The 24,262-nt window shown below is 59.6% G+C and carries 24 protein-coding genes; 7 read left to right on the top strand and 17 right to left on the bottom strand.

Features of this window, described 5'->3' with window-relative positions:
* Positions 1-161: 161 nt before the first annotated feature.
* The 4 genes from I6G90_RS19745 to rplU form a co-directional block, all read right to left on the bottom strand.
* Positions 162-1,532 carry a YjiH family protein gene (locus I6G90_RS19745; RefSeq protein ID WP_197928865.1) on the bottom strand — a complete coding sequence of 457 codons (1,371 nt, stop codon included), beginning with the start codon at positions 1,530-1,532 and terminating at the stop codon, positions 162-164.
* Between the two features lie 368 nt (positions 1,533-1,900).
* Positions 1,901-3,103 (bottom strand): Obg family GTPase CgtA, encoded by a 1,203-nt coding sequence (gene cgtA, locus I6G90_RS19740; RefSeq protein WP_042059940.1) that lies wholly within the window; start codon positions 3,101-3,103, stop codon positions 1,901-1,903.
* A 191-nt stretch (positions 3,104-3,294) separates the two neighbouring features.
* Positions 3,295-3,552, bottom strand: a complete 258-nt coding sequence (rpmA, locus tag I6G90_RS19735) for a 50S ribosomal protein L27 (RefSeq protein ID WP_005339028.1) — start codon at positions 3,550-3,552, stop codon at positions 3,295-3,297.
* Positions 3,553-3,569: 17 nt separating this feature from the next.
* A complete protein-coding gene (gene rplU / locus I6G90_RS19730; RefSeq protein WP_005304210.1) occupies positions 3,570-3,881 on the bottom strand; it encodes a 50S ribosomal protein L21 in 312 nt (103 codons plus the stop codon).
* A gap of 242 nt (positions 3,882-4,123) precedes the next feature.
* Here rplU and ispB point away from each other — a divergent pair, with 242 nt between their 5' ends.
* Positions 4,124-5,095: an octaprenyl diphosphate synthase gene (ispB, locus tag I6G90_RS19725; RefSeq protein ID WP_197928863.1), complete on the top strand. Its 972-nt coding sequence runs from the start codon at positions 4,124-4,126 to the stop codon at positions 5,093-5,095.
* An 81-nt stretch (positions 5,096-5,176) separates the two neighbouring features.
* Here ispB and I6G90_RS19720 read toward each other — a convergent pair whose 3' ends face one another.
* The 11 genes from I6G90_RS19720 to I6G90_RS19670 all read right to left on the bottom strand — a co-directional run bounded on the left by I6G90_RS19720 (position 5,177) and on the right by I6G90_RS19670 (position 15,982).
* Positions 5,177-5,365, bottom strand: coding sequence for a DUF2065 domain-containing protein (locus I6G90_RS19720; protein WP_111900703.1), 189 nt, complete (start codon positions 5,363-5,365; stop codon positions 5,177-5,179).
* Positions 5,366-5,470: 105 nt separating this feature from the next.
* On the bottom strand, positions 5,471-6,355 hold the full coding sequence (hflC, locus tag I6G90_RS19715; RefSeq protein WP_005339038.1) for a protease modulator HflC: 885 nt from the start codon (positions 6,353-6,355) through the stop codon (positions 5,471-5,473).
* 3 nt (positions 6,356-6,358) lie between these two features.
* Entirely contained in the window at positions 6,359-7,510 is a 1,152-nt protein-coding gene (gene hflK / locus I6G90_RS19710; protein ID WP_042656650.1) for an FtsH protease activity modulator HflK, read from the bottom strand.
* A 91-nt stretch (positions 7,511-7,601) separates the two neighbouring features.
* Entirely contained in the window at positions 7,602-8,888 is a 1,287-nt protein-coding gene (gene hflX / locus I6G90_RS19705; protein WP_197928861.1) for a ribosome rescue GTPase HflX, read from the bottom strand.
* 63 nt (positions 8,889-8,951) lie between these two features.
* The gene (hfq, locus tag I6G90_RS19700; RefSeq protein WP_005339045.1) at positions 8,952-9,215 is read right to left on the bottom strand and encodes an RNA chaperone Hfq; all 264 of its coding nucleotides are present in this window, start codon (positions 9,213-9,215) and stop codon (positions 8,952-8,954) included.
* A 72-nt stretch (positions 9,216-9,287) separates the two neighbouring features.
* Entirely contained in the window at positions 9,288-10,217 is a 930-nt protein-coding gene (gene miaA, locus I6G90_RS19695; RefSeq protein ID WP_197928859.1) for a tRNA (adenosine(37)-N6)-dimethylallyltransferase MiaA, read from the bottom strand.
* On the bottom strand, positions 10,207-12,072 hold the full coding sequence (mutL, locus tag I6G90_RS19690) for a DNA mismatch repair endonuclease MutL (protein ID WP_197928857.1): 1,866 nt from the start codon (positions 12,070-12,072) through the stop codon (positions 10,207-10,209). The genes miaA and mutL overlap by 11 nt, the downstream gene beginning before the upstream one ends.
* 3 nt (positions 12,073-12,075) lie before the next feature.
* On the bottom strand, positions 12,076-12,255 hold the full coding sequence (locus I6G90_RS19685; protein WP_042059932.1) for a hypothetical protein: 180 nt from the start codon (positions 12,253-12,255) through the stop codon (positions 12,076-12,078).
* Between the two features lie 16 nt (positions 12,256-12,271).
* Entirely contained in the window at positions 12,272-13,963 is a 1,692-nt protein-coding gene (locus tag I6G90_RS19680; RefSeq protein ID WP_232254381.1) for an N-acetylmuramoyl-L-alanine amidase, read from the bottom strand.
* A gap of 23 nt (positions 13,964-13,986) precedes the next feature.
* Entirely contained in the window at positions 13,987-14,460 is a 474-nt protein-coding gene (gene tsaE, locus I6G90_RS19675; RefSeq protein WP_005339056.1) for a tRNA (adenosine(37)-N6)-threonylcarbamoyltransferase complex ATPase subunit type 1 TsaE, read from the bottom strand.
* Between the two features lie 10 nt (positions 14,461-14,470).
* Positions 14,471-15,982, bottom strand: coding sequence for an NAD(P)H-hydrate dehydratase (locus I6G90_RS19670; RefSeq protein WP_197928853.1), 1,512 nt, complete (start codon positions 15,980-15,982; stop codon positions 14,471-14,473).
* A gap of 60 nt (positions 15,983-16,042) precedes the next feature.
* On the opposite strand from I6G90_RS19670, the gene queG reads away from it, so the two are divergent.
* Both queG and ppgK read left to right on the top strand, forming a co-directional pair.
* Positions 16,043-17,197, top strand: coding sequence for a tRNA epoxyqueuosine(34) reductase QueG (queG, locus tag I6G90_RS19665; RefSeq protein ID WP_197928851.1), 1,155 nt, complete (start codon positions 16,043-16,045; stop codon positions 17,195-17,197).
* 111 nt (positions 17,198-17,308) lie between these two features.
* Positions 17,309-18,049, top strand: a complete 741-nt coding sequence (ppgK, locus tag I6G90_RS19660; RefSeq protein WP_042059923.1) for a polyphosphate--glucose phosphotransferase — start codon at positions 17,309-17,311, stop codon at positions 18,047-18,049.
* 105 nt (positions 18,050-18,154) lie between these two features.
* On the opposite strand, the gene I6G90_RS19655 is transcribed toward ppgK, so the two are convergent.
* Complete coding sequence (locus I6G90_RS19655; protein WP_197928849.1) at positions 18,155-18,610, bottom strand: hypothetical protein; 456 nt, start codon at positions 18,608-18,610, stop codon at positions 18,155-18,157.
* A 505-nt stretch (positions 18,611-19,115) separates the two neighbouring features.
* On the opposite strand from I6G90_RS19655, the gene metN reads away from it, so the two are divergent.
* From metN to rfaH, 4 genes are all read left to right on the top strand, one after another.
* The gene (gene metN / locus I6G90_RS19650; RefSeq protein ID WP_111808600.1) at positions 19,116-20,159 is read left to right on the top strand and encodes a methionine ABC transporter ATP-binding protein MetN; all 1,044 of its coding nucleotides are present in this window, start codon (positions 19,116-19,118) and stop codon (positions 20,157-20,159) included.
* Entirely contained in the window at positions 20,140-20,793 is a 654-nt protein-coding gene (locus I6G90_RS19645) for a methionine ABC transporter permease (protein WP_042031786.1), read from the top strand. Before metN ends, I6G90_RS19645 begins: the two co-directional genes overlap by 20 nt.
* A gap of 25 nt (positions 20,794-20,818) precedes the next feature.
* Positions 20,819-21,619: a methionine ABC transporter substrate-binding lipoprotein MetQ gene (gene metQ, locus I6G90_RS19640; RefSeq protein ID WP_197928847.1), complete on the top strand. Its 801-nt coding sequence runs from the start codon at positions 20,819-20,821 to the stop codon at positions 21,617-21,619.
* A 96-nt stretch (positions 21,620-21,715) separates the two neighbouring features.
* Complete coding sequence (gene rfaH, locus I6G90_RS19635) at positions 21,716-22,216, top strand: transcription/translation regulatory transformer protein RfaH (RefSeq protein WP_042059913.1); 501 nt, start codon at positions 21,716-21,718, stop codon at positions 22,214-22,216.
* Between the two features lie 53 nt (positions 22,217-22,269).
* Here rfaH and I6G90_RS19630 read toward each other — a convergent pair whose 3' ends face one another.
* Positions 22,270-24,246 (bottom strand): HAMP domain-containing methyl-accepting chemotaxis protein, encoded by a 1,977-nt coding sequence (locus tag I6G90_RS19630; protein WP_197928845.1) that lies wholly within the window; start codon positions 24,244-24,246, stop codon positions 22,270-22,272.
* Between the last annotated feature and the right edge of the window lie 16 nt (positions 24,247-24,262).

The raw sequence follows: 24,262 nt of genomic DNA, 5'->3' as shown, positions 1-24,262 counted from the left end.
ACACTCCATTGCATCACAATTTGCTAACAGAACGGGCACTCTATCATGAGATGTTCGAACGGAACACAATTGCCCTTGATGGCCTGACGGGTGACTCAATGCGCCGGATGCAAAAAGGCCACCCCACAAGCGGGATGGCCTTTTTCACCACGACGAGGTGATCAGAACAGCAGGTGTGCCACCGCGGCGATAACCGGCAAGGTGACCAGGGTGCGCAGCAGGAAGATAACGAACAACTCCCACAGCTTGACCGGGATCTTGCTGCCCAGCAGCAGGGCACCCACTTCCGACATATAGATCAGCTGGGTCACTGACATGGCGGCAATGACGAAGCGGGTCATCTCGCTTTCGATGGTCGAGGCCAGTACCGCCGGAATGAACATGTCGGCAAAACCGACCATGATGGTCTTGGAGGCCGCTTCCGCCTCCGGCAGTTGCAGCAGCTCCAGCAAGGGAACGAACGGGGCACCCAGCCAGTTGAAGATCGGGGTATGCTCGGCCAGCATCAGGGCACAGGTGCCGATCGCCATCACCACCGGCAACACGCCAAACACCATATCCAGCGCATTCTTCACCCCTTCCCGCGCGACGGCGCCGAGATCGGTCATGCTGTCAGCCTTGGTCAGCGCCCGCTCGAAACCATAGCTCATCACGCTGTGCTGGTGCGGCACTGCCTCCTGCTTGCGGCACAGGGGAGTGCCGTCGGCATAGATGTCCTTCTTCCAGCAGAGCGGTGGCAGACGCGGCACCACGATGGCGGCGACCACACCCGCCAGACAGACGGTCAGGTAGAAGGGAACGAACATGTGCTCCAGCTTCACCTGGGAGATCACCACCAGACAGAAGGTGATGGAGACGGCGGAGAAGGTGGTGCCAATCACCGCAGCTTCACGCTGGGTATAGAACTTGCCTTCGTACTGCTTGCTGGTCAGCAGGATGCCGACGCTGCCATCGCCAAGCCAGGAGGCAAAGCAGTCCACCGCAGAGCGACCCGGCAAGCGGAACACCGGACGCATGATGCGGGTCATCATGGTGCCGACAAATTCCAGCAGCCCGAAATCGAGCAGCAACGGCAGCAGCAGACCGGCGAAAATGAAGACCGAGAACAGCACCGGCAACAGATCGTTGAGCACCAGTCCACCGGTTGCGCCCGAGTAAAGCACCTCTGGCCCCGCCTGGAAGAAGGTCAGCAGCACGAAGATACCGCCCAAGACCCGCACGCAGGCCCAGAAAGGGGAGACATTGAACAGGCTGTTGAGGAAAGGACGGCGCACCAGAATCGCCGGTTTGAACAACCAGGCGATCAGCGTCATCAGCATGGTGGTGGTGATCACTGCGCTGACCATGGCGACCAGATAATCGGCAAACACCTGCTGCACCAGCTTGGCCAGCACGGCCACCGGAATGGTGACGTTACCGTCATAGACGACCGGCGTCATGAACAGCAGGATCCCGATGAGTGACGGAACCAGAAACATCAACAAGTTACGGCGGGTATTGACCGCAGGTGCTTCGAGACTCTTTTCCAACATGATATGACTGCCCTAATGTTACTTTTCCCTAGCCCGGTCAACCTGCGTATTCATGCATTAACCGGCAAAAAACGGGCGCAAGAATACTCTAAAAAAATGCACAAACAAGCCTTTAAGGCAGAAATCTGCGCATAAATATTTCCACAAGTAAACCTTCCATCAAAACAACCGGATACAGCAACGCATATCGATTCAATCGACATCGCCAGATGATTGTTTCGTTATTGTTAATTTAGGTGGGCAGTATAATCGGTTATCAATGGCAGACAATAAGTGACATCACAAATATACCTAATGAACTGTGACTCGATAGATATAAAAAAACCGGAGCCTGTTCAGGCTCCGGTTTTCAATGAGAGTGACGAGGATCAGTCGCGTACGTAGATGACTTCAACACCGTCATCTTCGTCGTCATCCCAATCGTCATCATCCAACCCTTCATCGAAGGCCACGGAAGCTGCCAGCGCTTCGGCTTCAGCCTGAGCCAGCTGGTTCTTGTGGTAGTCGTCCCACTTGAACTCGACCTTCTCGATCGCCTCTTTGGCATCCTGCTCCAGTTGACGGGGCATGGTGTCCAGCAGATCCAGAATGTCGTAGCAGACCTTCTTGGTACCTTCCTTGCTGATCGCCGAGATCTGGTAGACCGGACCTTCGTAGGCCAGTGCCGCCTTGACGCGGTCCATCACTTCCTGGGCTTCCTCTTCCAGGATCAGATCCATCTTGTTGAACACCAGCCAGCGCGGCTTGCCTGCCAGCTCGGGGCTGTATTTTTCCAGCTCCCGGACGATGGTCACGGCGTTTTCAGCAGGATCGGAGCCATCGATGGGGCAGATATCCACCAGATGGAGCAGCACGCGGCAACGCTCGAGGTGCTTCAGGAAGCGAATACCCAGACCGGCACCTTCGGCGGCCCCCTCGATCAGACCCGGAATATCCGCGATCACGAAGGAGCGGGAGTTCTCGCCACGCACCACACCCAGGTTCGGCACCAGGGTAGTGAAGGGGTAGTCGGCCACTTTCGGACGCGCGGCGGAAACGGCACGGATAAAGGTAGATTTACCGGCATTGGGCAGACCCAGCATACCGACGTCAGCCAGCAGCAGCAGCTCCAGCTTCAGGGTCCGCACTTCACCCGGGGTACCGTTACTCTTCTGGCGCGGAGCCCGATTGACGGAGCTCTTGAAGCGGGTGTTGCCCAGACCGTGGAAACCACCCTTGGCAACCATCAGCTTCTGACCATGAGTGGTCAAGTCGCCCAGTCGCTCACCGGTATCCTCGTCGCTGGCGCGAGTACCGACAGGAACACGCAGGATCTTGTCCTTGCCACGATGGCCGGTACAGTTGGCACTGCGACCATTCTCGCCACGCTCGGCGGCATGGAAACGCTCAAAACGGTAATCGATCAGGGTGTTGAGGTTTTCGTCGGCCAGCAGATAGACATCACCGCCATCGCCACCGTCACCGCCATCCGGACCACCGTTGGGAACATACAACTCCCGGCGAAAACTGACACAACCGTTACCACCGTCACCGGCATCGACTCGAATCTGGACTTCATCAACAAACTTCATAGGTAACCGTCACCTTAATTCGAAAAACCGATACGCAATTATAGTGGTACAGACCCCTGCGGGCGATACGCATCTTGGCAATCCACGCCCCTGTCGGAGCCCGGGTCATCTGCGTTCCGTTTTTTCGTCAGTTATTCAGAAAAACAAAAGCCCCGCCTGTTGGCGGGGCTTCGGATCCTTGCGGTCCGTAATTACTCAGCAACGATGCTAACGTACTTACGATTCAGCGGACCTTTAACTTCGAACAGGATTTTACCAGTCGCGGTTGCGAACAGGGTGTGATCCTTGCCCAGACCAACGTTGGTGCCAGCGTGGAACTTGGTGCCACGTTGACGAACGATGATGCTACCAGCCAGAACTGTTTCGCCGCCGAAACGCTTAACGCCCAGGCGTTTAGCTTCAGAATCGCGACCGTTGCGGGATGAACCGCCAGCTTTTTTGTGTGCCATTTATCGGACTCCTCTAATTAAGCGCTGATGCCAGTGATTTTGACTTCAGTGAACCACTGACGGTGGCCCGCTTGCTTACGATGGTGCTTACGACGACGGAACTTGACGATAGTCACTTTCTCGCCACGGCCGTGAGCCACAACTTCAGCTACAACCTTGCCACCTTCAACGAAAGGAGCACCTACTTTAAAAGTGTCGCCTGCAGCAACCATCAGAACTTCGTTGAAGTCGATAGTAGCGCCAGTCTCAACGTTCAGCTTTTCCAGACGAACGATTTGACCTTCGGCCACACGGTGTTGTTTTCCGCCGCTTTGGAATACCGCGTACATTTGATTAACTCCGTAAAGGCATGTCTTTTGCTCAAGGCTAGACATGCGCAAAAACCTATAACAATGGGCGGGCATTCTACGCAAATCGATCTGCTCAGGCAAGGCCAATTTAGCAAAAAGTTTATTTTGTGCGCATATCTGCCGCCGTGGATAAACGCCTAACTGTAACCCATTGTGAAATCGTGTAGAATCCCTGCCATTACTAAAATCGCAGTTATTGCTGCTGTCACGTTACGAGACTTATGGACCAACAGACTATCCGTGCGCTCTGTGCCGCCGACATGACGGCGGTCAATGAACTGATCCTGGCCCGACTCCAGTCCGACGTTAGTCTGATCAATCAGCTGGGTTTCTACATTGTCAGCGCCGGCGGGAAACGGATGCGCCCCATGCTGACCGTGATGGCTGCGCGTGCGCTGGGCTATGAGGGTGAGGATCACCTGAAACTGGCCGCCATCATCGAATTCATTCACACCTCTACCCTGCTGCATGACGACGTGGTCGACGAATCTGACCTGCGCCGCGGCCGGGAGACCGCCAACGCTATGTTTGGCAATGCTGCCAGCGTGCTAGTCGGTGACTACCTCTATAGCCGCTCCTTCCAGATGATGGCCGAACTCTCCAACCTGCGGGTGATGGAGATCCTCTCGGACGCCACCAACACCATCGCCGAAGGGGAAGTGCTGCAGCTGATGAACTGCAACGATCCGGACACCACCGAAGAGAGCTACATGACGGTCATCTACTGCAAGACCGCCAAGCTGTTCGAGGCCGCCACTCGGCTCGCCGCCGTACTGACCCATCAGCCCGAGCCCGTCGAGCAGGCCATGACCGATTACGGCAAGTATCTGGGCACCGCGTTCCAGATCATCGATGACGTGATGGACTACTGCTCCCAGAGCGAAGAGATGGGCAAGAACGTCGGTGACGATCTGGCCGAAGGCAAACCGACCCTGCCGCTGCTGCGCGCCATGGAAGTGGGCACACCGGAAGAGCGTCAACTGGTGCGCGATGCCATCGAGCACCGCAACGGTATGGAGCATCTTGAGCAGGTCCTCGGGATTCTCGACCGTACCGGCGCACTGGAGTACTCCCGCATGCGGGCCCGAGAAGAGGCCGACAAGGCCATTGCCGCTCTCGCCATCCTGCCGGACTCCCCGCACAAGCACGCGCTGGAAACACTGGCTCACATGGCAGTGCAACGCAGTGCCTGAGTAAACGACATGCATGAAAAAAGAGGCCGTTGGCCTCTTTTTTATTGTCTGCTATCTGGCGGACAGGGCATTGCGCCAGACTCAGCGACTCAGCATCCAGAGGATCACGCTACCCGCTACCACTAGCGAGCCGCCGATACGGCGCAACTGCTCCGCTGGCTGATCGCTCAGCAGCCGCAACATCTGCTGCCATGCCCTGGGCATCAACAGCGGGCCGAGCCCCTCGAACAACAACAGCAATCCCAACCCCATCAGCATGGATGTCAGCATCAGACCTCCTTCTGCACAGCCAACCACCGGGGTCGATGGCTGGCGTTGGCGCCAAAAACAAAAGGGTCTGACAATGCAGACCCTTTGAATGTGACCTCGTGGCGATTACTGCTTGGTGCCGTGAGGAGACTTGAGGTAACGGAAGAACTCGCTGTCCGGCTTCAACACCATCAGGTCGTTGCCACCGGCGAAGCTCTTGCGATAGGCCTCCATGCTACGCACGAAGCTGAAAAACTCGGGGTCTTTCTTGTAGCTGTCGGCATAGATCTTGGCGGCTTCCGCATCCCCTTCACCACGCAGCTGGCGAGCGTTACTCTCGGCGTCGGCGATCATGACGGTCACCTTGCGGTCGATATCGGCACGCAGGATTTCAGCCTTCTCGCGACCCTGAGAGCGGTGCTCACGGGCGACTGCGGTACGTTCGGCACGCATCCGCTGGTAGATGGAGTTGGAGACTTCCACCGGCAGGTTGATCTGCTTGATCCGCACATCCACCACCTTGATACCAAGCTCGGAGGAGCGCGCCATCTTCTTCAGGGCATCTTCCATCACGGTACTACGCTCACCGGAGACGATGTCCTTGATGGTGCGGTTACCGATCTCGGAACGCAGACCGTTGTTGATCTTGCGCTTGAGCAGATCTTCAGCCTGCAGCTTGTTGCCACCACCGGTTGCCAGGTAGTACTTGGAGAAGTCCTCGATCTTCCACTTCACGTAGGAGTCGATGATCAGGTCTTTCTTCTCGGAGGTGACAAAACGGTCGGCCTGGCTGTCAATGGTCTGGATGCGCGCATCCATCTTGCGAACCTGGTCGATGAGCGGCACCTTGAAGTGCAGGCCCGGCTCATAGAGGCGGGGCTCACCGGAGTCAACCCGCTTCACCTTGCCAAACTGCACCACAATCCCCTTCTGACCTTCATCAACGATAAAGACAGAGGAGAAGCAGACCATGGCCGCGACAGCGATTGCACCAATAGCTAGCTTTTTCATCTATCAGTTTCTCCCTGAGCTGAAGCGGTCACCGCTACGCAGCGGCGTTGTCGGCGTAGAGTTGGCTCCCTCGTTGGAAACGGGGACTTGCTCTGCGACTGGAGCGACAGTGGCACGATCAGACTGGGCTGCATTCGGCTTGCCGGACAGCTTGTCGAGCGGCAGGTAGATCATGCTGTTGTTGCCAGCTGGCATGTCGACCACCACCTTGTTGGCCTGCTGATAGAGCTCTTCCATCGTTTCCAGATAGATACGCTCACGGGTCAGCTCGGGGGCTGCCTGATACTGGGGCAGCAACTCGTTGAAGCGAGCAACTTCACCCTGGGCTTTCAACACGATCTGGGATTTGTAAGCTTCCGCTTCCTGCTCCAGACGTTTGACCGAACCACGCGCCTTCGGCTCCACTTCACGAGCGTAGGCTTCCGCTTCACGAATGAAGCGCTGTTCATCTTCCTGAGCGGAGATGGCGTCATCGAAGGCATCTTTCACCTCTTCCGGCGGACGCGCTGGCAAGAAGTTGACGTCGACGATCTGCAGACCCATCTGGTAGGGCTCGATGATGCCATCGATCACCTGCCAGGTCTCCTGACGCACTTTCTCACGACCGGTGGTCAGTACATCATCCATCCGGGTATGACCCACCACGTAGCGCAGGGCGCTATCGGTAGCCTGACCCAGACTCTCGTCGGCATTGGTCACGCTGAACAGATACTGCTCGGGATTGACGACACGGTACTGTACGTCCATCTCGACCCGTACCACGTTTTCATCCTGAGTCAGCATGAATCCGGAGGCAGGCAGGGAGCGCACGGACTCGACGTCCACCGGGATCACCTGATCGATAAATGTCGGTTTCCAGCGCAGGCCCGGCTCGACAATATGGGAAAACTTGCCAAACCGCAGCACGGCACCACGCTCCGCTTCGCGAATGGTGTAGAAGCCGCTGACGACCCACACCACCACAGCCACAACCAGCGCGATGGAGATACCAAAGCGACCTATATCGCCGCCAGATTTGCCGCCACCAAACAAGCCACCGAAACGGCGACTCACTTTGCGCAGCATTTCATCCAGATCAGGGGGTCCCTGATTCTTGCCGTTATTCCCCCAAGGGTCACGGTCTTTGCCGTTGTTACCAGGCTCATTCCAAGCCATCAGCGTCTCCATTAATACATGCGGATGGATATCATCTCTACCGGGCCATCATACGTTGAGAAGCCCCTAAGGGTTCATCTTCATCGACGAATCAATGCCTGATAAAGCGTTGTAAACTCTCACCTTCCTGTTTCACGAGGCGGTTCCAGTCGGCCACTTGCAAGCGGACTTCCAGCACGAAATCACCCTCCTCGCTAAAACCTTCCTGCTCAATCCCTTTCAGCTGATAGAGCGCACTGCGCAATCTCGCGGCAGAAGGAGGCAACTGCAGGGTGTGATGCACCATGGAGCCAGCCAGCAATTCGGTCAGCGCCGTAAACAGATACTCACAACCTTCACCGGTCTGGGCCGACAACCAGACGCGCAACGGGCGCCCCTCGTCATCTCGCTCCAGACCTGCCGGACGATCCGCCAGCTTGTCGATCTTGTTGCAGATCATCAGCTGGGGCCTGTCGTCGGCTTCAATCTCGGCCAACACCTGCTGCACGGAGTCGATATTCTCCTGCATCTGCTCATCGGCACAGTCCACCACATGCAGCAGCAGATCCGCTTCACGGGTCTCCTGCAGGGTCGCCTTGAAGGCCGCGACCAGATCATGGGGCAAGTGCCGAATAAATCCAACTGTATCCGCCAAAATCACATCACCCACATCCCGGATCACCAGTTTACGCAGGGTAGGATCCAGAGTTGCGAACAATTGGTCGGCAGCATACACGCTGGCAGCTGTAAGTTGGTTGAACAAAGTGGACTTTCCGGCGTTGGTATAACCAACCAATGACACCGTCGGCACTTCGTTGCGGTTGCGGGCGCGGCGTCCCTGCTCCCGCTGCTTGGCCACCTTGTCGAGCCGACGCAAAATCGCCTTGATGCGTTCCCGCAGCAGACGTCGGTCAGTTTCAAGCTGGGTTTCACCCGGCCCACGCAGACCGATCCCGCCCTTTTGACGCTCAAGGTGGGTCCAGCCTCGCACCAGACGAGTGGAAAGATGGCGCAACTGGGCCAGTTCGACCTGCAGTTTACCTTCGTGGGTACGGGCGCGCTGGGCAAAGATATCGAGGATCAGGCCGGTTCGGTCCACCACCCGGCACTGGAACAGACGCTCCAGGTTGCGCTCCTGGGCGGGGGTCAGGGCATGGTTGAAGATCACCACGTCCGCCGCCAGCATCTGGACCTGGGACGCGATCTCTTCAGCCTTGCCGCTGCCGACAAAAAATTTGGCACTGGGCGCACTGCGACTGGTGGTAACGACCCCCAGCGCATTGACTCCGGCCGAGCTCACCAACATCTTGAGCTCTTCCAGATCCTCCCGCTCACCCTCATCACTGAAGTTGACATGCACCAGAACGGCCTGTTCGCCAGCTTCATAACGGTCAAACAAGCGCTTGCTCCTTAACAGGAATCATGATGAATCTGAGTTGGCGAGTCGACTCGCCCAGGGATATCACGCCTCGGCATCACCCTGTTCATCAGCCGCGCCACCCGGAGTGGGCTGGTGATGATTGACGGCACGGGCCGGTACGACAGTCGAGATGGCGTGCTTGTAAACCATCTGGCTCACGGTGTTTTTCAGCAGGATAACAAACTGGTCAAAAGACTCGATCTGACCTTGCAGTTTGATGCCGTTCACCAAATAGATAGAAACAGGAATCCGCTCACGGCGCAGCGCATTCAAAAACGGGTCTTGGAGAGATTGCCCCTTAGCCATTTTTCTTTTCCTTATAGTTTGTTGTTTTTAAACACCGAATATCAATATAACAACCTGATTATACAGGGAGTGTCAAGCCGCACCAGCGCGAGCAAGCACGCGGGCGAGATTGCCAGACTCACCAGATTCCAACCAGGTCACATCGGGCCAGCCGCGCAACCAGGTCATCTGTCGTTTTGCCAATTGGCGTGTGGCAACAATGCCACGATAACGCATCTCATCATACCCCACTTCACCACACAGGTAGTCCCACATTTGGCGATAACCCACGCAGCGAATTGAGGGGAGATCCGGGTGCAGATCGCCGCGCGCCATCAGCGCACGAACCTCCTGTTCAAAGCCACCTTGCAGCATCTTGTCAAAGCGCTGTTCGATCCGCTGATGCAGCACGGCGCGATCGCTCGGGGCGATGGCAAACTGCTGCACCCGATAGGGCAAGCCCTCCCCCTGCACCTGCGTCAGCTCGGTAAGGGTCTTGCCGCTGATGCGGTAGACCTCCAGTGCACGACTCAATCGCTGCGGGTCATTGGGGTGGATCCGCGCCCCGGCCACCGGGTCAATGCGCACCAACTCGTCGTGCAGCGCTTGCCAACCGAGGCGGGCAGCCTCTTCCTCAATGCCAGCCCGAATAACAGGGTCGGCGGAGGGCAATGGGGACAATCCTTCCAGCAGCGCCTTGAAATAGAGCATGGTGCCGCCCACCAGCAGCGGAATGCGGCCACGGTCGGCGATCTCTTTCATCTCCCGCAGGGCATCCTTGCAAAAATCGGCGGCCGAATAGCTCACAGCGGGATCGAGAATGTCGATCAGCCGGTGCGGGGCCCGCGCCAGTTCATCGGCGGTCGGCTTGGCCGTACCGATATCCATGCCGCGATAGATCAGTGCGGAATCAACGCTGATGATGTCGCAAGGCAATGCCTGGCACAGTTCAATGGCGAGATCCGTCTTGCCGGAGGCCGTCGGCCCCATCAGAAAAATTGCGGTCGGCAAGTCACTCGCCATGTTCAAACTCCTCCAGCACGGTCGCCAGCGAGAGCGGGCGCACCATACGCATGTCTGCCAGTTGGTCACTGAAATCGGTCACAAGTTCCGTCAGCAGACGACTGGCAGTTGAAAAATCGTATATTTTTTCGCGGCTTATCCCCTGCTCCACCAGCCATTGGCATAATACTTCAGCCTGCTGACCGGCATCACTGTCAGATCCGCCCTCGATAATTTGCAGCAATTCGGGTAACAGACGCACCAGATCGGTCTGGCGCAGCAGGGCAGGCACCCGAGTCAGGATCATGGTGTCGCGCCCGCCGCTTTTCAACTCCAGCCCCATCCGTTTCAGCAAACGTTCCTGCTCTGTCACCAGCGCGATCAAATTCTTCGGCAATTTGAAGGAGACAGGCAGCAACAGTGGCTGGGCCGCCAGCCCCTGCCCCCAGGCGTCCAGCAACCAGTGGCGCAGCAGCACCCGCTCGGCGCGCACCAGCGAGAGCAGCGCCAGCTGATTATCCCGCTCGATCAACAGGTAGGCCTGATCCACCAAAGTCAGGGCGCGACATCCCCCCTGTTTGGGTGATGGCACGGTGGCCGCTGGCTGCTCAGGTGCAGTCTCAGCCGCCGTTGCGATAGGCAGGGTAGTAAGCAGAGCGCCCATACCGCGCATCGCCTCGCGACTTGGCGGCTCGGGCGGTTGATAGTTACTGGCGCGCGCCGCGCCCCCTTCCCGCACCTGCGCAGGCGCCCGGTAGCTGTGCTCGGCACCGTACCACTCCGGGCGTGGCGCCTGACCGGGATATTCAATCTGCGGGCTGACCGGCAACTCGACCAGGGTTTCGGCCAGCGGCGCGTCCTGATGAGCGGCGCTGACCCCTTCGCGGCGCAGCGCGGTGAACAGCGCCTGAAAGATAAAGTCGTGGATCAGCCGTGCCTGATGGAAGCGCACCTCGTGCTTGGCCGGGTGGACGTTGACATCCACCTGACGGGGATCCAGCTCGATATAGAGCACATAGGCGGCGAAGCGATCGGGAGGCAGCAGCTCGTCATAGGCCTGACGGATGGCGTGATTGATGAGCTTGTCGCGCATCATCCGGCCGTTGACGTAGGTGTATTGCAGGTCGTTCTGCGGTCTTGCCCCCTCCGGGGTCGCCAGCCAGCCCCATAGACGCACGTCGCTGTGTTCGCTCTCGACAGCCAGCGCATGGTGCATGAAGGGGGTACCGCAGACGGCAGCAAGACGCCGCTCCTGCTCCGGCACCGTATTGGCAGCCTTGTACTGGCGCACCACCTTACCGTTGTGGCGCAGGATCAGGGTGACATCGAAGCGGGAGAGCGCGATGCGGCGCACCAGCTCGTCGATATGGGCAAACTCGGTCTTTTCGCTGCGCATGAACTTGCGCCGCGCCGGGGTATTGAAGAAGAGATCCACCACCTCCACCGTGGTACCCACCGGATGGGCTGCCGGTTTGACGGTGACGTTCATCTCGCGCCCTTCGGCCTGCGCCTGCCAGGCCTCGGCCTGCTCGGCGGTGCGGGAGGTGAAAGTGAGGCGGGAGACCGAGCTGATGGAGGCGAGCGCCTCGCCACGAAAGCCCAGGCTGTTGATCCCCTCCAGATCATCGAGGGTCGCCACCTTGGAGGTAGCGTGGCGCGACAACGCCAGCACCAGCTCATCTTTGGCAACGCCGCAGCCGTTGTCACGGATACGGATCAGCTTGGCGCCCCCCTTGTCGATATCGATTTCGACCCGGTCGGCGCCCGCATCCAGACTGTTTTCCACCAACTCCTTGACCACGGAGGAGGGCCGCTCCACCACCTCTCCGGCGGCAATCTGGTTGGCCAGAATAGGTGGCAAAATACGGATCGGCATCATTTACTCCTGAATTTCTATCTTGCGGATGGTCAGTCCCTTAACGATCCAGGAGGACCGCTCCACCACATTACCACCGGCTGCGATCTGGTTGGCCAGAATCGGGGGCAATATACGGATCGGCATCACTTGCTCCTGAATTTCAATCTTGCTGATGGTATTCGCTAACAGCGGGAGCGGCATCGCCCGCTCCCGCGCATCAGTTTTGCGGAATGTAGAGCACCTGCCCCACCTGAATATCCCGCGACTTGAGCTTGTTGATCTCCACCAGCCGCGCCTGACTCACCCCATGCTTCTCGGCAAGGCGGGAGAGGCTCTCGCCCCGCTTGACCACATGGCGGATCATCTGCGACTTGTCGTCACTGCGAACGGGAGCGGCACTGCGGCTCTGCCCCTGTTGGGGGATATAGATGGTCTGACCAATCTGAATATCCCGGCTGCGCAGCTGGTTGATCTCCACCAAAGTGGACTGACTCACCCCATGCTTCTCGGCAAGGCGGGAGAGGCTCTCGCCCCGTTGGACCACATGGCGGAGCATCTGCGATTTGTCATAGTCGCCCACGCTACTGACCGGCGCTCCGGTCTCTTGCGCTGCTGCCGAATAAGGCTTGATCACCCCGGCACCAGAGCCGGTCGCCGCACCGCCGTCGCGGGCAGTGGCGGGCATCTTGTTACTCACCACCGGCTGCAACTGTACCTGTCTGGGCTGGCTCACCGGCTGCTGGGCGACCGGCGCAGACCGAGTGGTCGCGGCAGGCCGGCTCGCCTGCCCCTTGCCAGTCAGCATGGCCCCCTTGGTCGGGTGGGCACGGTAGTAGTTGCGGATCCCCTCGAAGATGGCGCGGGCCAGCTGGTCCTGATAGCTGGCGGTGGCCAGCAGCTTCTCTTCCGCATGGTTGGAGATAAACCCGGTCTCTACCAGCACCGAGGGAATATCCGGCGCTTTCAGCACCGCCAGACTGGCGTGTTCAGGCGCCTTCTTGTGCAGTCGGGCAACCTTGCCCATGGAGCGCAGGATCTGGCGGCTGACGTCATATCCTTCGGCACGGGACTTGTCCATGGAGAGGTCGAGGAAGGTCTGCGCCAGATAGGGGTTGGGATCGGATTCCGCCAACACCTTGCCGACACCGCCCAGCAGCTCGCCCTGCTTCTCCTGCTTCTCCAGCCAGCTGCCCATCTCGCGGTTGGCGCGGTTGGTCGACAAGACCCAGACCGAGGCACCACGGGGCGTGGAGTTATGGAAGCTGTCCGCATGCACCGACACCAGCAGATCGGCCTTGGCCTTGCGGGCAATCTCGGAGCGCTTGTTGAGGTCAACGAAGTAGTCGCCACGACGGGTCAGCACGGCGCGCATCCCCGGCTCGCGGTCGATCAGCGCCGCCAGCTTCTGGGAGACCGCCAGCGTCACCCGCTTCTCGTAGGTACGGCGCGGGCCGATGGAGCCCGGATCTTCCCCGCCGTGGCCCGGGTCGATGGCAATCACCACCCCCTTGCCCTTGCCACCGACGGGCGTGGATTGCACCGCAGCCGCCGAGCGCTTCTCTTCATAAGGCAGGTCGATGACCAGACGGTGGCCATAAGGCCCGGCTGGCGCCAACGGAAAGACCACCGGCTTGATGGCGGAGCTGAGATCCATCACCAGCCGCAGACCGCCCTTTTCCAGCGGTGTGCTCTGGCGGATCTTGCGCACCAGTTCGCTGTTGTTCTCGATCCGAGCCAGATTGGCGGCGTTGCTCGCCCCTTTCAGGTCGATCACCAACCGATCCGGGCCGGTGAGGGTGAAATAGTTGAAGTTGGGGGCGCTGCTCATGTCGAGCACCACCCGGGTGTTATCCGGTGATGGCCAGATTCGTACGCTCTTGAGCTGATTCGCCCAGGAGGGTAACGCCATCAAAGAGAGAGCAATAACAAGGATCAAGCGCACGTAGATGACAACCGTTCCAGAATGGCTTCGCCAATAGCAGTGCGGGCCTCTATCAGAACCTCGCGCTGCTCGCCTACATAAGTGAGGGTAATTTCCAGGTCGGGAGCCGGTAGCCAGCCCTCGCCCTTCTCGGACCACTCCACCAGACAGAGAGTGTTGGCGGCAAAATAGTCCCGAATGCCCATGAATTCCAGCTCTTCCGGATCAGCCAGGCGATAGAGATCGAAATGGTAGACCTGCCAGCCATCGAGCTCGTAGGGCTCGACCAGGGTGTAAGTCGGACTTTTTACCTTGCCCTGATGGCCAAGGCCCTGTACCCAGCCGCGGGTCAGGGTGGTTTTACCGGCGCCAAGCGTGCCATGCAAAAACACTGTGGTCGCCTGCTGGCAGGCCTGTGCCAGACGGCCACCCAGTGCCACGGTTGCTGCCTCGTCCGGCAGTGTCATCATCAACTGTTTTGCCATGTTCTTCTTTTTAACTTGTTATGGTGTCGGGATTAACCAGTCTGCGGATCAGCGGCAGCAGATCTGACGCCAGCATGCCCCGCTCGCCGTCGGCGGCGGCCTGATCTGCGGCCTCGCCGTGGATCACGGCGCCCAGCCAGCTTGCCATGGTGGCAGACCAGCCCTGGGCCAAAAGGGCGGCGATTATACCAGATAACAGATCGCCCATGCCGCCACTTGCCATGCCGGGATTGCCTTCACAGCAGAGAGCGACCCGCTCGCCGTCATAAATAAGTGTTCCCGCCCCTTTTAACAACACCACACCGCCATAGCGCCGCTGCAACGCCTGCACGGCGGCAAACCGGTCGGTTTCAATCTCGGCAATGGTGCATCCCAGCAGTCGCGCCGCTTCGCCGGGATGGGGCGTGAGCACCCAATTATCCTGATGGCGGGGAGATTGCGCCAGCCAATTCAATCCATCAGCGTCCAAAACCAGTGGCAGCCGATCGGTGAGATAACGGGCAATTTGCCCCCTTCCCCACTCATCCTGACCGAGGCCGGGGCCAATGACCCGCACCGACGCCCACCCCTCGTCATCAGAGGTGATAAGGCTCATCAGCTCGGGTTGATAGAGGCTGACCGGCGGATGTTCCGGATGCTGACACACCCGCACCAGCCCGGCCCCCGCCCGCAGGCAGGCGCGGGCCGCCAGCACGATGGCCCCCTGCATGCCGCGATTGCCCCCCACCAGCAGCACCTTGCCATAAGAGCCCTTATGGGAAGCGCGCTGACGCGGGGTCAGCTGCGTGCTTAGCAGTGGATAATCGATACGCCAGGCGGTGGGCGAAATAGCATCATCTGGCGTCACGCCAAGGGGATCACAGTCGAGCAGGCCGACGCAATCCACCCCGTCGCCGGTGAGCATCCCCTGCTTGATACCGATAAAGGTGAGGGTGCGAGTGGCTTGCACTGCGGCCCCCATGGCACGGCCGGTATCGCCGTTGAGGCCGGAGGGGAGATCCACCGCCAGCACGGGCACAGCCAAGCCATTGATTGTTGCGACGATCTTTGTCAGTAGCGGCGAGAGGGGGGTGTTGACGCCGGTGCCAAGCAGGGCATCGACCACCAGATCCGGCGCAGGCTGCTGGGCACCATCAAACTCTTCTGCCAGCCAGACCCGACCACCGGCCGCCAGCCACTCATCGGCGGCCCGTCTGGCATCCCCCTTCAGCAGCTCGGGTGCTCTGGCGGCAATCACCACCACCTCGATGCCGATCTGGCGGGCAAGGCGGGCCAGCACATAGCCATCACCGCCGTTATTGCCGGGGCCGACGAAGATCCACCAGCAGCGACTGTCGGGCCAATGCAGGGTGGCATAGGTGCGCAGCGCGGCACCGGCTCGCTCCATCAGGGCATAGAGAGGTTGCCCCTCACGCGCGGCCCAGTTGCGCTCCAGTGTGCGGATCTGTTCAGTCTGCCACAGCCCCTGTGGTAAACTGCCCCCCTCTTTTGTGCCCAACGCGCCCCTGATGATCTCTACCATGACGGCTCCCGCCTCTTATCAATCGACCCACGCCAGCCAACTCCGGCCAGGCCAAGCCGCATGAGCGCACCTGACTTCCACCAGCTGGCCCACGATATCAAGCTCTGGGCACGGGAGCTAGGATTTGACCAGGCGGGCATCACCGACACCGATCTGCGTATCGAAGAGCCGAGATTGCAGGCCTGGCTGGATGCGGGCTATCACGGCAGCATGGATTACATGGCGCGCCACGGCATGATGCGGGCGCGCGCCCACGAGCTGCTACCGGGCACGGTGCGGGTGTTGTCGGTGCGGATGAACTACCTGCCGTTCGAGGCGGGCTTTGCCGCCACCCTGCGCGATCCGACCCTCGGCTACATCAGCCGCTATGCCCTCGGCCGCGACTACCACAAGGTGCTGCGCAACCGGCTTAAACAGCTGGGTGATCGCATCGAAGCGCGCTGCGCCGAGCTGTTTCAAGGCACTGAAGAGACCTTGGGTGAGTGGCGCCCCTTCGTTGACTCCGCCCCCATACTGGAGCGGCCATTGGCAGCCAAGGCGGGCCTAGGCTGGGTTGGCAAACACTCACTGCTGCTCAACGAATCGGCCGGCTCCTTCTTCTTTCTCGGTGAGCTGTTGCTCAACCTGCCGCTGCCGCTCGACCAGCCGGTAGCGAAGGAGCAGTGCGGCAAGTGCGTCGCCTGCATCAACATCTGCCCGACCGGCGCCATTGTCGCCCCCTACGTGGTGGATGGCCGCCGCTGCATCTCCTATCTCACCATCGAGAACGACGGCCCCATCCCGGAAGAGTTCAGGCCCTTGATGGGCAACCGCATCTACGGCTGTGACGACTGCCAGCTTATCTGCCCCTGGAATCGCTACGCCGATGCCAGCCCGGAACCCGACTTCAGCCCGCGCCCCGGCCTGCACCGCCCGCCCCTGCTGGCGCTGTGGCGCTGGAGCGAGAGCGATTTTCTCAAGCAGACCGAGGGAAGCCCGATCCGCCGCATCGGCTATCAACGCTGGCGCCGCAATCTGGCAGTCGCCCTCGGCAATGGCCCGGCAACCCCCGAGGTGATCGCCGCCCTGCAACAGGGGCTGACCACCGCCGAGCCCATGGTGGCCGAACATATCGAATGGGCGCTGGCCACCCTCGCCCGGCGTCAGGATGAAGAGAACAAGAAAACCCGTTTGCTGATCCGCTGCATCGAAAAAGGTCTGCCGGATCACGCATAAGTGATCTGCCCCTTGCCGGATTGCTGTACTTTTTTCATGCTCTGCCGACCCGCAGTGACCAGAACACCGTAATCAGTATCAGCTGGTCGGCACACAACAAGGACAACACAGATGCATATGTTGGGAGTGGATATTGGAGGCTCTGGGATCAAGGGCTGTCTGGTGGATACCAAAACCGGCGAACTGATCGGCGAGCGCCATCGCATTGCCACGCCGCAACCGGCCACCCCGGCCGCCATCGCCCATACCCTCAAGGCGCTGGTCGAACACTTTGACTGGAAAGGGCCGGTGGGCTGCGGTTTTCCCGCCACCATTCACAACGGCATTGCCAAGAGTGCGGCCAATATCGACAAAAGCTGGATTGAGACCGATGCCGAGCATCTTTTTGCCGATGTCACCGGCAAACCGTGCTATGTGCTGAATGATGCCGATGCCGCCGGTCTGGCCGAGATGCGCTTTGGCGCCGGCAAGGATCGCAAGGGAGTCATCATCCTCATCACGGTCGGCACCGGCATTGGCACCGCCATCTTCGTCAACGGCCATCTGCTGCCCAACACCGAGCTGGGTCACCTGATGCTGGAAGGGATGGTGGCCGAGCACTACTGCTCCGATGCGGTGCGCAAACGGGAAGATCTCTCCTGGAACCGCTGGGGCAAGCGCTTCAACAAGTATCTGGCGCGCCTCGAGTTTCTCTTCTCCCCCGACCTCTTCATTCTGGGGGGCGGTAGCGCCGCCAAGCTGGATAAATTTGTCGATCGCATCGAGACCCGGGCACCGCTCATTCCGGCGGCCAGCCTCAATCAGGCGGGCATTATAGGGGCCGCCCTCTACGCGGCCGAGCGGCAGGGCTGATCGCCGCTCACCGCCAATCAGCAGAGATCAAATGGAAAGGGCCCGGCACTGCTGCCGGGCCCTTTTGTTTGACCGCTATCTTGCGTGCCTGACCGCCATCACTTGTTACATGTCATCGAGTCGGTGTACCCCGTGCACCAGTCGGGTCAGGCGGGTCTGCTCCAACCCGGCCAGATTCTCGAGCAGGGTGGTGGTGGCCGGTGTCGGGCATTCCCGGGCCAGATGGCCCAGCTCGCCCACCAGCTGCTCTTCCCAGCGGCACACCTGAGTGACGATATCCTGGGTCTGGGCCGAGGCCGGCAGCTCGAAGCGGGTGATGGCGGGCAACATATCCTCGCTAAAACACTGGTTCAGCCAGGTCTCCCTCACCGCCTCTCCCAGCTGGGCGGCATATTCGTGCAGATGGGCACTGGCCGCATCCTCACGCCCTTGCAGATAGACCAGCAACATCCGGCTGCGTTCGCAGTCCACCTGACTGGTCAATCGCCCGTAGCAGAGCCCGAGCTGGTGATGAACCTGTTCAAGATAGTGCAGCAACTCTTTGATCTGTTGGAATCTCATCGCACTGCCCTCCATGCTTGTCGGCATCATCAGTATAAAAAACAAGCGCAACCGACCCAATCCCTATCCGAGCCCCCCTTGCGCTGCATCAAGGTTGATGCCGACAAAGGGGCGGACAGGTGCTCCGGTCGCGAATAGGGAACGATTTGTGCAGCTATTTGTGCAACTATGGTGGCGTTTCAGGCTCGACACCTGACATGGGTGATATCGGGCTGACACACTAATAAAACCAGTATTTACCCGACATAAACCATCTTTAATTCGGCCATATGCCAAACTGGCGAAACAGGATCTGGATGCGAGACATATCCACCCAGATCGTTATCCACCAGACAGATATCCTTATCACTTTTTTAGACGTCTAGACGTAAAAACATGCGTTGACACGGCCATCCAGACATCTTAGCATCATCCTCCATGATGGCAGAGTAACCCAGTGGAACCTCTGCCCAATTTCCCCGCCTGTAGCGCCCTGTGCTGTAAGGCTGTTAGCACGGAAGAATCCATGATTAAGTTGAAAGGTCTCAACAAAGTCTACGGTACAGGCAGTGACGCCGTGCACGCCCTGCGTGATGTGAGTCTGCATGTACCCCAAGGCAAAATTTTCGGGGTGATCGGTGCCTCCGGTGCCGGCAAGAGTACCCTCATTCGTTGTGTCAACCTGCTGGAGCGCCCGACAGAGGGCCAGGTGATTGTCGATGGCCAGGATCTGGTCGCCCTGAGCGAACGGGATCTGACCCAGGCTCGCCGCCAGATCGGGATGATCTTTCAGCACTTCAACCTGCTCGCTTCCCGCACCGTGTTTGCCAACATCGCCTTTCCGCTGGAGCTGGCAGGCTGGAGCAAAGAGCAGATCCAGCAACGGGTTGCCGAACTGCTGGCGCTGGTCGGGCTGGAAAGCCGTGCCCATGCCTATCCGTCCGAGCTCTCCGGCGGTCAGAAACAGCGGGTCGCCATTGCCCGCGCACTGGCGCCGGCCCCCAAGGTGCTGCTCTGTGACGAGGCTACCTCGGCCCTCGACCCGCAGACCACCCGCTCGATCCTGACCCTGCTCAAGGAGATCAACGTCAAGCTGGGGCTCACCATCCTGCTCATCACTCACGAAATGGATGTGGTGAAGGGGATCTGTGACGAAGTGGCCATCATCAGCGACGGCCGTCTGATCGAGCAGGGCGAAGTGGCCTGGTTCTTCAGCAACGCCAAGACCCAGCTGGCCCGTGACTTCATCCACTCCACCATCCATCTGGAGGTACCGCAGGAGTATCAGGATCGGATGAGCAGCGAGCGGGTGCCGGGTAGCTATCCGCTGGTGAAGCTCGGCTTTACCGGCAGCACGGTCGATACGCCGCTGATTTCCGAGGCGAGCCGCCGTTTCAACATCGACATCAGCATTCTGAGCGCAGACATCGAGTACGCCGGTGGCGTCAAATTCGGTTTCCTGCTGGCCGAGCTGTTCGGGGATGAGGCCCAGTGCGAGGCAACCCAGCAGTTCCTCATCGACAACCACATTCAGCTGGAGGTAATGGGCTATGTCCGAAGCCATGATTAATCTGCTCATCACGGCCCTGGGCGACACCCTGATCATGGTGTTTGCCTCCGCTCTGTTCGGCTGCCTGCTGGGCCTGCCGCTCGGCGTGGCACTGCACGTCACCAAGGCGGGCCAGATCCTGGCCAACCCCTTGCTCAACCGTACTCTGGGCATGGTGGTCAACGTGGGTCGCTCGGTGCCCTTTATCATCCTGCTGGTCGCCATCATTCCGCTGACCCGGCTGATTGTCGGCACCAGTATCGGCACCATCGCCGCCATCGTGCCGCTGACTGTCGGTTGCATCCCCTTCATCGCCCGTCTGGTGGAAGGGGCCTTGATGGAGGTGCCGGATGGCCTGCTGGAAGCGGCCAAGGCGATGGGCGCCAAGCCGTTGCAAATCATCACCAAGGTGCTGCTGCCCGAGGCTCTGCCCGGCATCCTCAACAGCGTCACCATTACCCTCGTCACGCTGGTGAACTACTCGGCCATGGCCGGGGCCATCGGTGGTGGCGGTCTGGGGGATGTGGGTATTCGTTATGGTTATCAGCGCTTTGACCCCACCGTCATGCTGGTGACCGTGGTTATCCTGGTAGTACTGGTTCAACTTATCCAGAGCGCGGGTGAGCGCCTGGTCCACAAATGTGATCATCGTTAATCGTCGATTTCTGACAGGAGGTTTTATGAAATTTGGCATCAAATCCGTTGCGGCTGCGCTGCTGGCTGGTCTGGTTCTGGCCGGTTGCGGTCAAAAAGAAGAGAGCAAGGTTCTGAAAGTGGGCGCCATTGCCGGCCCGGAGACCGAGCTGGTTGAAGTGGCGGCCAAGGTCGCCAAAGAGAAATACGGTCTGACCGTCGAGATCGTCAACTTCTCCGACTACGTCACCCCGAACGTGGCGCTGAACGATGGCAGCATCGACGTCAACGCCTTCCAGCACAAACCCTATCTGGATGCGCAAGTGCGTGATCGCGGCTTCAAGCTGGTGCCGGTTGGCAACACCTTTGTCTACCCGATCGCCGGTTACTCCAAGAAGATCAAGGCGCTGAGCGAGCTGAAAGATGGCGCCCAGATCGCGGTACCGAACGATCCGACCAACCTGGGTCGCTCGCTGATCCTGCTGGCCAAACAGGGTCTGATCACCCTGAAGGATGGCGCCGGTCTGGAAGCCACCGTGCTGGATATCGCCAGCAACCCGCGCAACTTCAAGATTGTCGAACTGGAAGCAGCCCAGCTGCCCCGTTCACTGGAAGATGTGGATCTCTCCATCATCAACAACACCTTCGCCGGTCAGATTGGGCTGACCCCGACCGAAAACGGCCTGTTTGTTGAGGACAAAGAGTCCCCCTACGTCAACCTGATCGTGGCTCGCGACAACAACAAGGATGACGAGAAGGTCAAACAGTTCGTACAAGCTTTCCAGACCGATGATGTCTACAAGAAAGGTCTCGAGCTGTTCAAGGGCGGCCTGGTAAAAGGTTGGTAATTGCTCACTTGGCAAAAAAGGCCACGCAATGCGTGGCCTTTTTTATTGGCGCCGCTATCATATCCGCGAGCACGGCAACACGAACATACTCATAACATGAAAAAATGGTATCTGGCCTACTGCAAGCCAAAAGAAGAGGCCCGCGCCCGCGCCCACCTCGATGCCCAGGGTATCGAATCCTATTACCCCATGGTGGAGATCGAGAAGCTGCGCCGGGGCAAGCGAGTTCCGGTACGGGAACCCATGTTCCCCAACTATCTGTTTATCTTCGTCGATCTGGAAGAGGTGACACCGGTCACCCTGAAATCGACCCGCGGCATCAGCCGGATCATCCACTTTGGCAGTGAATGGACCCCTATCAGCAGCAAGCTGGTCTATCAGCTGATGAGTCGTGATGACAGCGACGAGGCGCGAGCCTGCTACGCCAACCTGCCCTGCTCGGGCGACAAGGTACTGATTGAAGAGGGGCCACTGGCTGGCTTCGAAGCCATCTATATGGAGCCGGATGGGGACAAACGGGCGATTTTGCTGGTCAGTCTGCTCAATCGCGAGACCACCAGCAGCTTCGATAACCACGCCTTCAGACGGCTGGACTAAACCCACAGTCCAGACGGCCGGATAAATCGCAATGGCGGGATGATCCCGCCATCTCACGAGTCAAGATCAAAGCGGGCGATCACCGCCGTCAGCTTGCCGGTATCACCGGCCAGTCTGGCTACGATCTCCTCCCCCTGCTGACTACGCTGACAGGATTGCCGACTGAGCGCGGCAATGTCATCGACCGTCCCGGCCACCTCGGCGGCCACCCGTGACTGCTGCTCGGTCGCCACCGAAATGGCTTCCAGCTGGCCCGACAGCGACTGCACCAGCTGGTTCATGGCACTCAGGGTATCGGTCACCAGGCCGACTGCATCCCGCCCCTGCTCCACCAGTCGGGTACCGCTGCTGACGGTACTCACCGTCTGGCGAGTCTGTTGGGAGATGGCCGCAATGGTCTGGCTGATCTCGGCGGTTGATTGATGGGTGCGGGTCGCCAGCTGGCGTACCTCATCGGCCACCACCGCAAACCCGCGTCCCTGCTCGCCTGCCCGCGCCGCCTCGATCGCCGCATTGAGGGCCAGCAGGTTGGTCTGCTCCGCGATCGTGGCGATCACCTCGGTGATCTGCCCCACCTGTTCGCTCTGATGCGCCAGCAGCCCCATGGCCTCGTTGGCCTGCCCAATCATGGCGGCAATCTGCTGCATGGCGTCGGTCATCCGCGCCAGCGCGGCCTGCCCCTGTCGGGTCTGCTGCTGCACCTGCTGGGCGCCACCTGCCGCGGCGGCGATATTGCCAGCCACATCCCGGGCGCTGACTGACATCTGATCGATAGCCGCCGCCACCGCATCGACCCGCTGATCCTGCACCGTCAAATCCACTACGATGGCCCGCGTGGTGCTACCCACCTCACCACAGGCTTCTTCTACCTGCCCCACCGCCCCCTGCAACTCACCTACCAACTGGCGCAGTTGGACAGACATCCGGTTGATGGAGCCAGTCAATTCTCCCAACTCATCCTGCCCCGTTATCGGCAAGGGCCGGGCTGCCAGTCGGCCATCGGCAACCTGCCCCGCCCGGGTTACCAGGCTGGCAATGTCACGAGTCAGACGGCGGCTAAAGAGCCAGGCGACCAGCATGCCAAGCACGATGGCACTGCCGGTAGCCAGCAGCAGGGTCTGGTTGATGGCGCTCCCGGCACGGGTCATCTGCACCGAGATCTGCGCCACCTCGGCGCGGGTTTTGCCCACCTGCTGGACCAGCTGCTCGCTGAGAGTGGACTGCATCGGCTCGATGTCGGTGGCCATCAGGTAGTTGGCCTGATCCCAATCCGGCGCCTGGCGCTTCTCGATCACCTGCCCCACCAGCTCGGAGAAGGGGGTCGCCATCTCTTCAAACAGCTGCCAGAGGCTCTGCTGGGTCTCGGTAAAAAGCGCGGCTTGCTGTTTCACCTCCGCCACCCGCTGCTGGTGAAACTGGTAGTAATCCTGATATTTGCTGCGGTATTCGGGATCGCCTGAGATAAGAAAATCCCGCAGAGCGGAGAGCGCATTGGCGAGGCTGTTGTAGGCATCCCCCACCTGCTTGAGCAGCATGCGGCGATCGCCGGAGAGTTGATCCTGCGCAGTGCCAACCTCTTCATTGGCAAAGGATTGCAACTGATCGAGCGCCGCCTCCGCCAGCGGCCCCGCCTCCTGCAGCATCAGGGTATGGGCGGGCAGATTCTCTTCGCTCTGGGCGATGACCCACACCTTCTCCTGATGGCTTTTGAAGGTCCCGAGAGACTGGGCGAGCGCCGGGCTGAACGTCTGATGGGCGATGGCCTGCCAGGCTGACTCCCACTCCTGCTTGAGGCGGGAGGCCTGAGCCGGATCCTTGCCGAGGATCAGGTAGCCACGCAGGGCAGAGACGGTGGCCACCAGCGCCTTCTGGCTCGCCTCATCCCGCTGCAGGGCGGGCAACGCCTGCTCCAGCAGGGTGTACTGGGCCTGATTGATCTGGGTGAGCCGGTAATAGACCAGGGTGGAGGAGAGCAGGATCAGCAGGTTGATAAAACCGAAGCTGAGCAACAGCTTGCTTGAGATTTTCATGAACATCCTTGTTCAA

Origin of the sequence: Aeromonas allosaccharophila (assembly GCF_016026615.1) — a bacterium.
In the GTDB taxonomy this organism is placed as follows: Bacteria; Pseudomonadota; Gammaproteobacteria; order Enterobacterales; family Aeromonadaceae; genus Aeromonas; species Aeromonas allosaccharophila.
Note: the sequence above shows the minus strand (reverse complement) of the source record. Positions and strands in the feature narration are given on the sequence as shown.